Source organism: Oscillatoria sp. FACHB-1406 (assembly GCF_014698145.1).
Taxonomy (GTDB): Bacteria; Cyanobacteriota; Cyanobacteriia; order Cyanobacteriales; family Spirulinaceae; genus FACHB-1406.
Map to the genome: position 1 here is coordinate 56,407 of NZ_JACJSM010000009.1, position 14,471 is coordinate 70,877.

At 48.6% G+C, this 14,471-nt stretch carries 11 protein-coding genes; 3 read left to right on the forward strand and 8 right to left on the reverse strand.

What is annotated here, in order from left to right:
* Positions 1 to 643 precede the first annotated feature (643 nt).
* Positions 644 to 2,857, forward strand: a complete 2,214-nt coding sequence (locus H6G50_RS11365; protein WP_190716251.1) for a hypothetical protein — start codon at positions 644 to 646, stop codon at positions 2,855 to 2,857.
* A 323-nt stretch (positions 2,858 to 3,180) separates the two neighbouring features.
* Here H6G50_RS11365 and folP read toward each other — a convergent pair whose 3' ends face one another.
* The 7 genes from folP to H6G50_RS11400 all read right to left on the reverse strand — a co-directional run bounded on the left by folP (position 3,181) and on the right by H6G50_RS11400 (position 11,957).
* Positions 3,181 to 4,065, reverse strand: coding sequence for a dihydropteroate synthase (gene folP / locus H6G50_RS11370; protein ID WP_190716253.1), 885 nt, complete (start codon positions 4,063 to 4,065; stop codon positions 3,181 to 3,183).
* Positions 4,062 to 4,808 carry a triose-phosphate isomerase gene (gene tpiA, locus H6G50_RS11375; protein WP_190716256.1) on the reverse strand — a complete coding sequence of 249 codons (747 nt, stop codon included), beginning with the start codon at positions 4,806 to 4,808 and terminating at the stop codon, positions 4,062 to 4,064. The genes folP and tpiA overlap by 4 nt, the downstream gene beginning before the upstream one ends.
* A gap of 491 nt (positions 4,809 to 5,299) precedes the next feature.
* Positions 5,300 to 6,634 carry a DUF2330 domain-containing protein gene (locus H6G50_RS11380; protein ID WP_347239921.1) on the reverse strand — a complete coding sequence of 445 codons (1,335 nt, stop codon included), beginning with the start codon at positions 6,632 to 6,634 and terminating at the stop codon, positions 5,300 to 5,302.
* A gap of 230 nt (positions 6,635 to 6,864) precedes the next feature.
* The gene (locus H6G50_RS11385; RefSeq protein WP_190716258.1) at positions 6,865 to 8,193 is read right to left on the reverse strand and encodes a DUF2330 domain-containing protein; all 1,329 of its coding nucleotides are present in this window, start codon (positions 8,191 to 8,193) and stop codon (positions 6,865 to 6,867) included.
* Between the two features lie 101 nt (positions 8,194 to 8,294).
* Positions 8,295 to 9,173: an RnfABCDGE type electron transport complex subunit D gene (locus H6G50_RS11390; RefSeq protein ID WP_199302821.1), complete on the reverse strand. Its 879-nt coding sequence runs from the start codon at positions 9,171 to 9,173 to the stop codon at positions 8,295 to 8,297.
* Positions 9,174 to 9,764: 591 nt separating this feature from the next.
* Positions 9,765 to 10,862, reverse strand: coding sequence for a hypothetical protein (locus H6G50_RS11395; protein ID WP_190716262.1), 1,098 nt, complete (start codon positions 10,860 to 10,862; stop codon positions 9,765 to 9,767).
* 123 nt (positions 10,863 to 10,985) lie between these two features.
* Positions 10,986 to 11,957 (reverse strand): hypothetical protein, encoded by a 972-nt coding sequence (locus tag H6G50_RS11400; protein WP_190716264.1) that lies wholly within the window; start codon positions 11,955 to 11,957, stop codon positions 10,986 to 10,988.
* 386 nt (positions 11,958 to 12,343) lie between these two features.
* Here H6G50_RS11400 and H6G50_RS11405 point away from each other — a divergent pair, with 386 nt between their 5' ends.
* Both H6G50_RS11405 and H6G50_RS11410 read left to right on the forward strand, forming a co-directional pair.
* Complete coding sequence (locus H6G50_RS11405; RefSeq protein WP_190716266.1) at positions 12,344 to 12,679, forward strand: helix-turn-helix transcriptional regulator; 336 nt, start codon at positions 12,344 to 12,346, stop codon at positions 12,677 to 12,679.
* Positions 12,680 to 12,757: 78 nt separating this feature from the next.
* Positions 12,758 to 13,390: an ImmA/IrrE family metallo-endopeptidase gene (locus H6G50_RS11410; protein ID WP_190716268.1), complete on the forward strand. Its 633-nt coding sequence runs from the start codon at positions 12,758 to 12,760 to the stop codon at positions 13,388 to 13,390.
* Positions 13,391 to 13,490: 100 nt separating this feature from the next.
* Here the strand turns inward: H6G50_RS11410 and H6G50_RS11415 are convergent, their stop codons facing one another.
* Entirely contained in the window at positions 13,491 to 14,297 is an 807-nt protein-coding gene (locus H6G50_RS11415; RefSeq protein WP_190716269.1) for a WecB/TagA/CpsF family glycosyltransferase, read from the reverse strand.
* Positions 14,298 to 14,471 lie beyond the last annotated feature (174 nt).

Consider the following 14,471-nt stretch of genomic DNA (forward strand, 5'->3'; position numbering starts at 1 on the left):
TCGTTCTGCTCTCCCCTAAAAATTAGCTAAATAACAGGAGTATTTTGCCTTAGCACAAAAACTCCTGTTTTGCCTATATTGATTTTGATTTTTAATCCATTGGCGATCGGATTTTAGGATGAGATTTTGAAGGGGCGATCGCGGCATTTGCATTCCCGATTGTCCTCTAGCTGGAAATCTAGGGGAGTCGATCGGCTTAGAGAGCGTAGTTCTACCGCTTATCTTCATCCTTAAAAGTACCGATTAATTTTATTAATTTACAAATTCTTTAAAAATAGAAAATTTAGTGTTAAGATTTGACTGGCAACCTAGTTTTCTTACAATCTAGCCTCCAGGATTATCGAAAGTTCCATGAGTCAATGGACTTTGCCTCTACCCATTGCAAGGTTGCCAAACGTCTAAGCACAATAATTAAAGCAAATCTAGAGGGGACGCTTGCAATTCGCTCGAATTACAAGCGTTGTGCAACAAAATTCGGATAACCCTTATGATTGTCAGCAGAATTTTGTAGAAATTGAGCTTCGATCGCGATTCAAAAAGCGCTATAAAGTTGCTTTTTCAGTTTTGAGCGAGCCAATTTATGCCGGGAAATTTTGCGTCTATCTCAGCCCAAACGTTTACACCATTACTAACCCATTAAGTCATGGCTATTATCACGGTTACGAATAGCAACGATAGCGGTACGGGGTCTTTGCGGGCTGCGATCGCGGCAGCCAAAGCCGGAGATACGCTGCAATTTTCCTCTACCCTAGCCGGAAAAACGATTACCCTCACCAGCGGTCAACTCGCGGTCAACAAAAACTTAACCATTGATGCAACGGCAGCTTCGGGTTTAACCATCAGCGGTAACAACGCCTCCCGCGTCATCGACATTGCCGCCAACCTCAACGTTACCCTGCGCGGTCTTACCATTGCCAATGGAAAAACAACCGGAGTGGCCTTAGATGGCGCGGGCGGGGGCATTCGCACCGGCATCAACACGACCCTAAACCTTCAAAATAGCGTCGTCCGCAACAACTTCGCTAATGGCGACGGCGGCGGCGGACTCTGGGCTAGTAGCGGCAGCAATGTCACCGTTACGAATAGCCGCTTCGACTATAACAACACCAACGGCTATCAAGCCCAGGGCAGCGTCGGCGAACGGGGCGGCGGCGCGATCGCGATCGGAAGTAACAGCAGCCTCAACGTCAGCGGCAGCAGCTTTACCGGCAACACCGGAATTAACGGCGGCGCGATTAATACCGTCCTCAGCACCCTCACCGTCAGCACCTCTACTTTTAAAAGCAACGACACTACCAAAGGCGCTGCATTCGGCCCGGATACGCGAGGCTACGGCGGCGCTATTTATGCAGATGGCGGCAAAAGCGCTATCGTTGATACCATCTCCATTACGAGCAGTCGCTTCGACAGTAATAAAGGCGCGGGACAAGGTGGCGCGCTATTCCTGTATACCTACTCCGGAGGCGATAGCATTACCCTCAAAAACAGCACCGTTACCGGTAATTACGTTGCTAAAGATGCGCAAAACCTCTCCCTAGGCGGCGGACTGCGCGTAGGCGGCGGCGGGAGTTTCACCATGACCAATACCACCGTCGCTAAGAACCGTTCTCTCGACCAAGGGGGCGGACTCTGGACGGGAGAAGGCTCGCCAATTTCAATTAACAACAGCACTTTCTATGGGAACGCTGCCAAGTCTTTTGACGGTAAATCGGGTCTGGGGGGTGCAATGCTTCTATCGAATAACCCCACAACTTCGATCGTTAATAGCACGATTGCCAACAACTATGCCGCATTCCAAGGCGGCGGTTTTTGGGGGGGCGGCTCGAAAACTACGCTCAAAGATACTCTCGTGACCAGCAACAAAGCTTACAACGGCGGCAACAACTGGAATATTTATCACGACACGGGAACGACTTTCACTAACGGCGGCGGCAACGTCGAGTACAATCCCTACAATTCCAACGATACCAAAGTAGCTCCTAACGTAACCATTACCAATCCACTCTTGGGTGCTTTCGTCGATAATGGGACGGCTTTGCAAACGCCGCCGCAACCGGGCAATACTCTGGTGACGGCAGGGGCAGATCCGGTAAGTGGAATAGCAGCAGCTAGCCCTGATATCCTGTTGGCTTCAGCAACTCAAGTCGATGCGATCGCAGTAGGAGGAACTAACGATAGCAGCTTAGTCGCCGATAACACCACGACCAAACTCGATCCGGTAACGGGAGTAGAAACCCCTGCGCCGGTATTAGGAACGCCGCCTGCTGCTACGCCCGGAAACGTGGGAACCGAAGTTACCCCAGCGCCAGTATTAGGAACGCCGCCTGCTACTGCGCCCGGAAACGTGGGAACCGAAGTTACCCCAGCGCCAGTATTAGGAACAAATAACACCCACGATGCCAGTTGCATCGATAACGCTTTCGTCGCTGCGAGCAAACTGCAAAGCGTATTTGCCGCGATCGCGAATAACCTCCAGCATGGTGCTACCGGCAGCGACAACGCTGGCGGGCGCGATCCCTTCGGACTGCACGCAAGTGACAACTTCAGCGGTACTTTCGGCAGCTTGCGGGGTGCAGTGGATTCCTTACAAGCTTCCTTCGGACAGCAACTCAACCTCAATGCTGTTGCTGAAAGCGAGGAACAATTCAATCCGGCAGCCCTGGCTAAGCAATTCCTCGGTAACGTCAACGTTCCGGGCGAAGGAGACGGTTCGATCTCTCTGGGAAGTACCAGTACCCCGACCGGCAACTCAGAACGCCATCCGCTACTCGGAGACAATACTTTAGCCGTCGAAGATTGGCACGGAAACGCCCATAAACTCCCTGAAAGCGTCGCTACCGCAACGCATATTGCCTAAATCGCAATAGCGAAGAAGCGCTGAATGGGCTTTTTCTAACTCACTCTGACCCTCAGTTGAGGGTCAGAGCAATGAATAGTGAATAATGAATAGTGAATAATGAATGGGGAATGGTGAATAATAAACACTTAAACTACTGTTAGAATTTCTCTCTCACCCCGTCTCCTCGTCTCCCCCTCTTCATTATTCATTATTCATCATTCATCATTCATCCCCCCGTCTCCCCCTCTTCATTATTCATCATTCATTATTCATTATTCACCCCCCCGTCCCCCAGTCCCCGGTACACTGAGCGAAGTCGAAGTGCCGTCCCCCCGTCAGCTTTAACTGAGGTCATTCAACCGGATTTTAGGTGATGGCGTGCGGAAGAGGGCATCGGCGACGCGGCAAACGTCGTACATTTCGGCAACATCATGGATACGCAGAATATCTGCACCGCTCGCGATCGCGCGGCAACAAACCGCAGCAGTTCCCCAAACGCGCTCTTTGGGCTGCGGCTTATCTAATAAATGCCCGATAAAGCTTTTGCGCGAAGGGCCGACTAAAATCGGAGCTTGCAGCGATTGAAAGCGATCGAGATGGCGCAGCAGTTCGAGGTTTTGGGGGTAGGTTTTGGCAAAACCGATACCGGGATCGAGGATAATCTGCGATCGCGCAATTCCCGCCGCGATCGCTTTTTCCCTTTGCGCCCCCAGAAATTGGCAAATTTCCCCAACTAAATCCTCGTAATCCGTCAGGGTTTGCATCGTTTGGGGCGTTCCCCGAATGTGCATTAGGATGATGGGGACGTTCAGTTCTGCCGCCGTCGAGAACATCGCCGCATCGAACGTGCCGCCCGATATATCGTTAATGATATCGGCTCCGGCTGCGATCGCGGCTTTTGCCACCGTCGCCCGCGTCGTATCCACTGAAATCGGAATTTCCGATACCCCTCGCAGCGCCTCAATAACGGGGATAACGCGCCGCAACTCTTCCGTTTCGTTAATTTGTTCCGCTCCGGGGCGCGTCGATTGACCGCCGATATCGATTGTGTCCGCGCCCGAGGCGACCATTGTCCGGGCGCGTTCGAGGGCAGAATCGACGCGATCGAACTCGCCCCCATCGCTGAAACTATCTGGGGTAACATTGAGAATCCCCATCAAATAGGTGCGTTCTCCCCAAATGAAAGAACGCCCCCGCACCGTTAAGCTCAACCTCTCCCCCGTCATTGGCTGAGATTAGCTGGGGTTTTGAAATTGACAATTCGGGCAAACCCCGCCGGATCCAAACTCGCACCACCCACCAGCGCGCCGTCAATCTCCGGCTGCGCCATAATCTCATCGATATTATTGGGGCGCACCGAGCCACCGTATTGGATCGACACATTAGAATTATCCAACAGCGATCGGATCAAACCAATCGTGCGATTCGCTTCCACTGCCTCGCAGGTATCCCCCGTTCCAATCGCCCAAATCGGTTCGTAGGCAATGACTAAATTCTTTTGGTCGATCCCGATCAAATCCTGCTCGATTTGCTGGGTAATGACCTTCTCCGTGTCTCCTGCATCCCGTTGTTCCTTGCTTTCTCCCACGCACAGAATCGGGGTAATATCGTGCTTCTGGGCGGCTCTCAAACGCCAATTTACCGTTTTATCGGTTTCCCCAAAATATTGGCGGCGTTCGCTATGTCCGACAATCGCGTAACTGACGTTCGCTTCTGTCAGCATCGGGCCCGAAACTTCCCCCGTATAAGCTCCCGTGTCCTCCCAGTGAATGTTTTGCGCCCCCAGACGCACCCGCCCCCCGTGGAGACTCGCGGACATCGCACCCAGCGATGTAAAAGTCGGACAAAGAATTACACCCCGCTTTTCATCAACCTCTTCTAACTCGGGTAGAAATGCTTGCAGAAACTGCTTGCACTCCGCCTGAGTCTTATACATTTTCCAATTACCAGCTATAAGAATTTTCCGCACGGTTCTGTATGAATTGCGTTAATTTCAACACTTCGCAAATTTAAGTTTAAAGCTTTTGGGGGATTTCTTAAAAGTGTAGCATTGCCGACTGCCTCGATCTTGACAATATCCGACACCCATGATAAAGAAGCTCTAGCAGTAGGGTGCGTTAGCGAAGCGTAACGCACCATTCCTTTACCTTCAGAAAAATCTAACCCGTACAAAATCCTCTTACAATTGTGCAAATAAGCAACTTAATATCGATCGCGCTCATCAAACAATTTAGCAGCGAAATTTTTATTGCGGAAGTGCCTTAACGCTCTTCAGATAATTTGCACGTAGGGGCGAATGGTCATTCGTCCTTCTAGCAACCCATTGATACGTGAATGGCACTAACTTAAGGCTGGTGGGCGCTGCCCACCCTACGAAATCGCCTGTAGAGACGTTGTATACAACGTCTCTACAGGCGATTTTTCAACTCTTATTTCAGTGCCATTCTATTGATGCGTCCCTCAATTCCAAATCCTGCGCCACCAGGGACGAGAATCGACCTTGGGGAACTCAATCTTGCGGCGAATCTCATTAACATTCCAGCGAGTCAAACTTGCTAAAGTCGTCGCTTCCTTCTCCAATCGTTCCTGTAATCCCTGTTGATAATTTTCTGCTGCCGGACAATCCATCTCTCCTTTGTAAGGATGGCGGATAATATAGCGCCCTTGGAAGTTTTCGCGATTTCCCGTTTGTTGGAAACGCAAGTCTTCCGGGAAGGTATTGCGGTTGTAGCGGACGTGCAAGCGGGTCATAAAAACGTTGCTACCCCCGCCGAAATTGCGTTGGGGCTGTGCGGAATTAAGCCAAAATACGCCCGCTTCTTTCAACTCTTCTGGGGTTAAGGGTTCGGCAGCACAAGGGTCGCACCAAGCCATATCCCAAGCGTATTCGAGAAAGGCGACTTTCTTGTTTTCTCGTTCGTGGGCGGTTTGATACATTGCCTTGTAAAATTCGGCGAACTCTTCTTTAACGAATTCGGGAATTTCGGCATCGGACGGGATTTTAGCGCTGCGATAATTGGTCAGTTCGACTTGTCCTTGGGGGGAAAGAACGTAAACGATTAAGTCTTGTTCGCCTTGTCCGTTGACAGTTCCCAAGCGAATTGGAAGCATAAATCGGGGCGATTCGTAGGCAATAGCCAGAGGACGCAGGGATTGAAAGTCGCTTTTTTGGAATTCTTCGAGGTTGACTTTAGCGACGAAGAATTTCATGTTGTCGCGGATGTAGGGTTGAAGGAGTTGACTCGCACCGGGGGGAATTTTGTAGCCGTTTTGCACCAGCCAAGTTTCGAGTCCGTCGGATTCTTTAGCTGAAAGGATGAGGATGTCGTACTCGCCGACGGTGAAGCGTGCTTCTACGGTTACGCCTAAACCATCTGCTGCTTGTTCGCGCGCTCTACCACTTACCATCGGAGCGGGTGCGGCTGGTAAACTCCTTGATGGAGGTGGAGTATAACAGGGATCTTCGTCAAAATATTCTACTAAACGCGGCGCGCTGAAGTTATCGAGTCGTTCGATAACTTTTGGATTGCTGACATGAACTTGGTCTTTTGTTATCGGCACGGGAACGGGAACGACGAGGGCAAAGTCTTTGGCTTCGCCTTTGTAGTCGTTCGCCATTGTTAGGATAGTTCGTTCTCCGTCCCGCGCGATAATCACCTGCGAGGCTTGATTGTACAAACTGGAGTCAGCTTTAGCGACATAAAAGCCACAGAAAGCCCAAGCGGGTCGTGCTAAGCCGATTAACGCGATCGCAACGACAACAGTTGAGAGTAAAATTCGGATAAGTTTCATCATTTTTATTGCGGGAGTGCCTTAACGCTATTCAAACATTTGCACGTAGGGGCGAATGGTATTCGTCCTTCTTATTAACCTTCTGTAGGTAGCAACCCATTGATACGTGAATGGCACTAACTTAAGGCTGGTGGGCGCTGCCCACCCTACGAAATATCAATAACGACGTTGTATACAACGTCTCTACGGCGATTTTTCAACTCTTATTTCAGTACCATTCATTGATGCGTCCCTCAATTCCAAATCCTGCGCCACCAGGGACGAGAATCGACCTTGGGGAACTCAATCTTGCGGCGAATCTCATTGACATTCCAGCGAGTCAAGCTTGCTAAAGTCGTCGCTTCCTTCTCCAGACGTTCCTGCAATCCCTGTTGATAATTTTCTGCGGCCGGACAATCCATCTCTCCTTTGTAAGGATGGCGGATAATATAACGCCCTTGGAAGTTTTCGCGATTTCCCGTTTGTTGGAAACGCAAGTCTTCCGGGAAGGTATTGCGGTTGTAACGAACGTGCAAGCGGGTCATAAAAACGTTTTGTCCGCCTCCAGAATTGGGCTGTGAGGAATTAAGCCAAAATACGCCCGCTTCTTTCAACTCTTCTGGGGTTAAGGGTTCGGCAGCACAAGGGTCGCACCAAGCCATATCCCAAGCGTATTCGAGAAAGGCGACTTTCTTGTTTTCTCGTTCGTGGGCGGTTTGATACATTGCCTTGTAAAATTCGGCGAACTCTTCTTTAACGAATTCGGGAATTTCGGCATCGGACGGGATTTTAGCACTGCGATAATTGGTCAGTTCGACTTGTCCTTGGGGGGAAAGAACGTAAACGATTAAGTCTTGTTCGCCTTGTCCGTTGACAGTTCCTAAGCGAATTGGAAGCATAAATCGGGGCGATTCGTAGGCGATAGCCAGAGGACGCAGGGATTGAAAGTCGCTTTTTTGGAATTCTTCGAGGTTGACTTTAGCGACGAAGAATTTCATGTTGTCGCGGATGTAGGGTTGAAGGAGTTGACTCGCACCGGGGGGAATTTTGTAGCCGTTTTGCACCAGCCAAGTTTCGAGTCCGTCGGATTCTTTAGCTGAAAGGATGAGGATGTCGTACTCGCCGACGGTGAAGCGTGCTTCTACGGTTACGCCGAGGTTAGCGTTTCGTCTATCCCCACCGCTAAATAGCATTTCTCCGTTTAATTTTGTCGTGGTTGAAAAAGCGTCCTCGTCCAACATAATGCAAGGGTTGGAATCAAAATATTCCACCAAGCGCGGCGCGCTAAAATTATCGAGACGCTGAATAACTTTAGGGTCGCTGACATGAACTTGGTCTTTTGTTATCGGCACGGGGACGGGGACGACGAGGGCAAAGTCTTTGGCTTCGCCTTTGTAGTCGTTCGCCATTGTCAGGATGGTTCGTTCGCCATCCCGCGCGATAATCACTTGGGAGGCTTGATTGTACAAACTGCTATCCGCTTTAGCAACATAAAAGCCGCAGAAAGCTAAGGCGGGCGGGACAAAGCACATCAGTGCAATAACTGCAACGAACGCAACTATGAAACTTCGCAATATTTTCATCGTCAACTCCTTTTGCATCGATAACCCGGACAGACGCGGCTGGTTCGCGTCTTTCCTAATATTGGGGGAACCGAATTTGTGTGAAATACGGGTTTATCTGTTTAGTTAACTCGAGGGATGGGGTTCGGTAAGTTGGGAATCCAGTTGAAACGTTCTTGCTTCCAAATTGCGTCGAGAATGAGGGTGAGGGGCGAGAAGGCAAAGAGCGTCCAGAAGATGGCGGTGGAAAGGTAGTATTGATACTGTAGGATGAAGGCGACTGACGCGATCGCAACAGACCATACCAAACGACCGACGCGCGCATCGGGAATCGATCGCGGATCTGTTAACATGAACAGTGCAAAAAGCAGCAAACTCCCGCTCGATAGTTGGTGAATGCTGACATCCCAGCCTTGTCCCAGCCAAAAAGTCCGCGCCGTTTCCAATCCTGCGTAGGTGGCGAGGAAAGTTGCAGAAGTATCCCAGCGTCCGACGCGATGCAGAACGATTCCCCCCGCACCCGCAAATAGCAATAAATACCACCAATCCGTTCCCCACTGTCCCGGCGATACCCACGCATCGGGCGTTAACACGAGGGCGGCGATAATCCCAAAATTTGCCGGATTGAAAAAGTGCTTGCCTCGCCAAGAACAGATAAACTTACTAGCGATGGCAAGAAATCCTGCAAGCGCCATCGTTTTCCAGTCGTTAGCGCGCAGCAGCAAGCACAGTCCCAAACCCGTGATTAAAGCGCTACGCAGTGAAGATACGAGGGGAGGGGATTTTGGGGGCGAATCGGTTAAATCGGGGAGGAGGCGAGTTTTGGCACTCAGGAAGGGAACTCCGGAAACAAATAGCCATTGAGTCACCAGACAACTGGCGATGACGACAAACATTAAATCGGCGCGCAGCGTCCAGTCGCGGGTACTGATTCCTAGAATCAGGAAAGTAGACAGGAAGAGGATTTGATAATCGCGAGCATCTTTGAATAGCGTTTTCATGGCGCGATCCATACTAGAATTTTAGTTCTCTTAGTATGTCTGCTAGGATGCCGCATTGTTCCTTCGTTACACTTTATGTAACAAGAGAATCGAGCGCGCGGGTTTTCCTATCGATTCGATAATGCCTAGCGAGGAATTTTACAATAAACTCGTCCTACTGCGCTAATACCAATTCTCATTGATTTTGCACGATTCTCGAAGAGGGTATAACAATGTTATGCCCCCGATAGTAAAAAATTTAGTGCATCGCGATTGGGAATTGGTATAACCCATCGCAATTAAGCCCCATCTGGCAAAGACTATCGGCGAATTTGAAAGCATATCCCGCAAAACTAAAGGCGTTAGATACAACATCTATACATTAATGGCGCTGACTTAGGGCTGGTGGGCGCTGCCCACCCTACGAAATTATCTGTAGAGACGTTGTATACAACGTCTCTACAGGTGATTTCTCAACTCTTATTTCAGGGCCATTCATCTATACATATTTTGTACCCAAATCTTAAATCTTTAAATGCCGATCTATTCGCAAAAAAAGGGTGCGTTACCGCTAACGCAACCCCTGTCCGGAAACTTTAACCGAGGAAACTTTTAAGACTTATTTTTAGGTTGATTTTTAGCTTGTTCGATCGCAATTTCTTTCATTGCCTCAAAAGAGTTACGATTCGAGCTACCTTCAATCGCTTTCACTGCCAAATCTTGGACTTGTTTGAGCGCGGCATCGAGTTGTTTCGATAGGCTTTGCAGGCGCGCTTCTTGGTTTTGAATTGTTTGCTCTAATGAGTCAATTCGGAGGTCGTAATTGCGCTTCTCACCTTCAACTTCCTTAGCGCGCAGTTCGGATTTAACTTTAGCGTTATAAGAACCGATATTGCGCCCATTTTCTTTACCATTTTTGATATTTTTCTCTAACTCTTCCTTAAACGCTTCAACTTTTTGTTTGGTTTCAGCATATTTCTTCTCCTGCTCGGAAATACTGTTTTCACGCTCCGTCCATTGCTTTTCTAACACCTGACGTGCTTCTTCTAATTGCTGATAGCGCTGCTTTTTCTCTTCCTCGTGTTTTTCTTCATCCAGCGCGCGCTTCAGTTCGAGATTGTATTGATATTCTTCTGCTTCGCGCTGGCGCTGCTTAAAGTTGGTTTCGTTACGTTCTTTTAGCTGGCGCTGATAAATGTCTTGTTCTTTTCGCCAAGCTTTCTTTAAGTCTTGAAGTTGTTGTCCCAATGTCTCTTGACGTTCTGCCAGTTCTTCTTCAAAAGTTTTAGAGCTTTCGTTATAAGATTGAATCAACGTCTCTAAAGTCGTTTCGTCAATTTCCTCCAGTTCGTGCAATTCTTCGAGCTTCTGAATGGCTTCATTCGCTCGTTCGCGCACGCTTTCAAATTGGGACGCTTCTGCGATCAGCTGTTCGGAAAGATTGCTGACAGCACCGCCAAATCCAATTTGAATTTTTTCTAGGCTTTCGAGGGTTTGAGCGATGCGATCGTGATTTGTCATTGGCTTAACTTCTTTCGTTTTAACAACTTCAACGGGAGGGACGGGAGCGGCTGAAGGCGCTTTTTGAGGGGGATTAGCATTCAGTTTTTTGACTTCGGATTCGAGCGCTGTGGCTTCTTTCCGCAATTCTTCGTAAGCTTCGATAATTTCGGCTTTGGTGTTGCGATCGGTTACTTTTTTCTTGGTCATTTTTTTTGCTCCAGATTAGCGATTCGGTAGGATGTTTATGTCTTGCAACAATTAAGAGCGTGGCTGGTGCGTTACGCACCCTACTCAATGCGGATACACCATCTAATTAGGATGCAGTTTTACTTAAGCTTGAAAGGCGCGCATTGCAAGTTGTTGGGCTTGGTTGGTTGCAGCTTGTAAGCGTTCGGTGAGTTCGGAAATTTGAGCAACTTGACGTTCGATCGCGCTTTCTAAAGAAGCAACCTTTAATTCATAGCCTTGTTTGGCAGCTTCCCATTCTTTCTCAAATAAGTCTGACTTCACTTTCGCTTCGCGATCGGCATCCTTAATCGCATCTTCCTTTGCTTTAATATAAGCCTTTTTCAATTCTTCTTCAAAACCTTCCACTTTCTTTTGATTGGCTTCAAATTCTGTACGATTGTCCGCCAAAAATTTCTCACGCTCTGCCCAGGCTTTCTCTTTTTCTCGATCCGTTTCCTGCAAATTCCGCTCTTGGACGCGCTTTTCTTCTTCATACTCGTCCATTTCAATTTTGCGCTCTCGTTCGATTTCATATTGATAATCTGCGGCTTCTTGTTCTCGTTGTTGGGCTAACAATTCCGCCTCTTCTGCAACTTTAGCGGTAAATTCACTTGCCTCTTTTTCCCACGCTTTTTGCAGTTGCGCTTTTTCTTTTTCAATGGCTTCTTGTTGGCGTGCGGAATCTTCCGTTAAAGCCGCAACTTTTTCTTGGTGTTCTTGTCGTAAAATATAAAGGGAGTCGGCGACGAGGCGAACTTTCCGCAGTTGTTCGAGGTTCTGGCTTTCAACCGCGATCGCGCGTTTTAATTCTTCCAGCTTATCGGACTCTGCCGACAGCCGTTCCGATAATTCCACAATCGCGCTACCGAAGTCGAGTTGCAATGATGCCATACTGTTAACGATGCGATCGACAGTATAAGCAGAGGCAACTTCGAGTAGTTCCTTATTCTTCGCTTTTTCGACTTCTTCCTCTTTTGTGGCGACCTTTGATTCGATTTGCTTCTGTTCGGTGAGGAGTTGACGAAAAGCAGCTAAAATTTGCGCTTTACTATCTTTTACAGTCGCTTGGCTCACGGTACTTCTCCTTAGATTACAATTGAATAAACAAACCTCTACAGGTGTATTGCACCCATTTCAGGCTGAAAACTAACAATGCGATTCGAGAAACTTCAAGATAAAGCGGACACCCAAAAATCTAGTTTCTCCACAAAATCTAAGATTTGGAAGAAAGCGATGTAGAAACTGCTTTTATTGAGTACCAGTCTGGGAGAGTTGTTAGCGTATTGACTTTTTATTCAACCCTGCTCTTATCATAACTGCTGTTGAAGTTTTCGTCAAGCTTGCGTTAGAATAAATTTACGCAGTCCGGCAGATTGCTTTCAAAACTAGACAGAGATTAGCTTTGCGGTTATAGAGTCATTTTGCCGGACGGTGCAAACTTTAATGGGAAACACTGAAAAATGGCAAAATTTGGAGAACTAATCCGCCAAGCGCGCAAGGATAAAGGGTACAGCCAGCGAGACTTAGCGAAACTGCTGGGTTTAGACTTCACCTACCTCTCAAAACTAGAAAACGATCGCGCCGACTACGCCCCCAAGGAAGAAGCGATTCGCGCCCTCGCCCATCATCTCGGCTTGGATGAAGAGGAATTGATCTTTTTGGCAGGGCGAATTCCGAAGCAGGAAGAGGAACTGTTGAAGGAACATTATAAGGATATGCCGGTGCTGTTCCGCCGGATGCGCGAGAATCCGGAATTTGCGCGTAAGGTACTGCGGGAAGCAATGAATAATGAATAGTGAATGGGGGAATTATGAATTATGAGTGATGAGTGATGAATGGGGGAATTACGAATTACGAATTACGAATTACGAATTATGACTATCTTCAAGCCGTTTCGTTTTCTTGACAAATTCGCAATTGAATGCTCCGCTCTCAATATTTTAGAGGCGATGGAAATCACGCCGAACTATAAGCCCAAGTTTCCGCTGGATGCGAGTCGGGTGGCAGAGTTTTTGGGTTTAGATGTGGTGTGGGATCGCATTCCCGAAGATGAAGAGGGACAAATTGCGGCGCGAATTCTGCCGTTAGAACGTTTAATCGAGATTAACGAAGATATCCCGCAGTTGCGCGGCGGTTTCGGCGAATCGACGGTGGCGCACGAAATCGGACATTGGGTGCTGCATATCGATACGGAAAAGGCGCAACGGTATGCGAGTTTGCAAGCGAAGGGAGTGAAGATTTCGGTTGAACCCCTGTTGTGTCGTTCGGGGGATAACTTTGAGGGAATCGAGTGGCAGGCGCAATATTTTGCGAGTTGTTTGTTGATGCCGCAATATGTTTTGCAGCAGCAGCGACAAAGGCGCGATTTAAGCCAATGGCGATCGCTGTACGAGATGGCGGAAGAATTAGGAGTTACGATCTCGAATTTGGTTCATCGATTGGAGGATTTGCGCTGGATTGAAGTCGATCGCACCTCAAAGCAAATCCGCCAACCGTTAGCCGTTTGAAACTCCGAATTCCCAATTCCCAATTACGAATTACGAATTACGAACTACGAATTACGAATTACGAATTACGAATTACGAATTACGAATTACGAATTACAAACTACCCATACCGTAACTCTTGCTGGGGCGCTTGCGTTGCCTCCGGATCGAAGCGGCGCAAACCCAGCATTTGCTGACTCAGCAACCAAACGTAATGGGGATTGAGTAAGATGTAGCGCTTCCAAAGGCGCTTCGGTTCTTGAATGAGGCGAAACAGCCATTCTAAGCCGAGGTCTTGCCACATTTTCGGGGCTTGGGGGAGTAGTCCGGCGTGGAAGTCGAAGGCAGCACCGACTGCTAAAAGTGGCATGGAAAGTGCCTCGCGGTATTCGTAAGCCCAAACTTCTTGGCGCGGACAGCCCAAACCGACAAGAGTAATGGCTGCACCGCTGTCTTTAATTTGTTGGACGATTTCTTGCTTTTCTTCTGCGGTTACTTGTCGGAAACGGGAGGGTTGCGCGCCTGCGATTTGCAACCCCGGATAGCGCGATCGCAAATTCTCTGCGAAGGCATTTAAAACCTCCATGCGACTGCCGTAAAGGTAAATGGGCAATCCTTCTTTTGCGGCGCGCTCGCAGGTAAAAAGGGTCAAATTCGGGCCGTAAACGCGATCGCGCAATCGAGCTTTGTGCATCGCATTTAACGCCCAGCGTACCGGCTGTCCGTCGGGACAAATCAGATCGAAGCGATTGAGGCGATGGCGGTGAGTATCGTCCAATACCCCCGTCATGACTCCGTGGACTGCTAACGCAGAAACGGAAAGTCCTTGCTTGTTTTTTGCTGCTTGGATAATGCGATCGACTGCCGCCTCGTAATCGACGACATTCACCTTAACTCCAAGCACATTGCGTTTGCCTGCATCAATCATTTTAGTGAATTTGTGGATAGTGAATCAATAGCACTGAAATAAGAGTGGAAAATCGCCGGTAGAGACGTTGCAAGTCAACGTCTCTACAGATAATTTCGTAGGGTGGGCATTGCCCACCAGCCTGAGTTCACCGCCATTCGATAGTGAATCGTTATCAGCGATCGGCGAATGAGG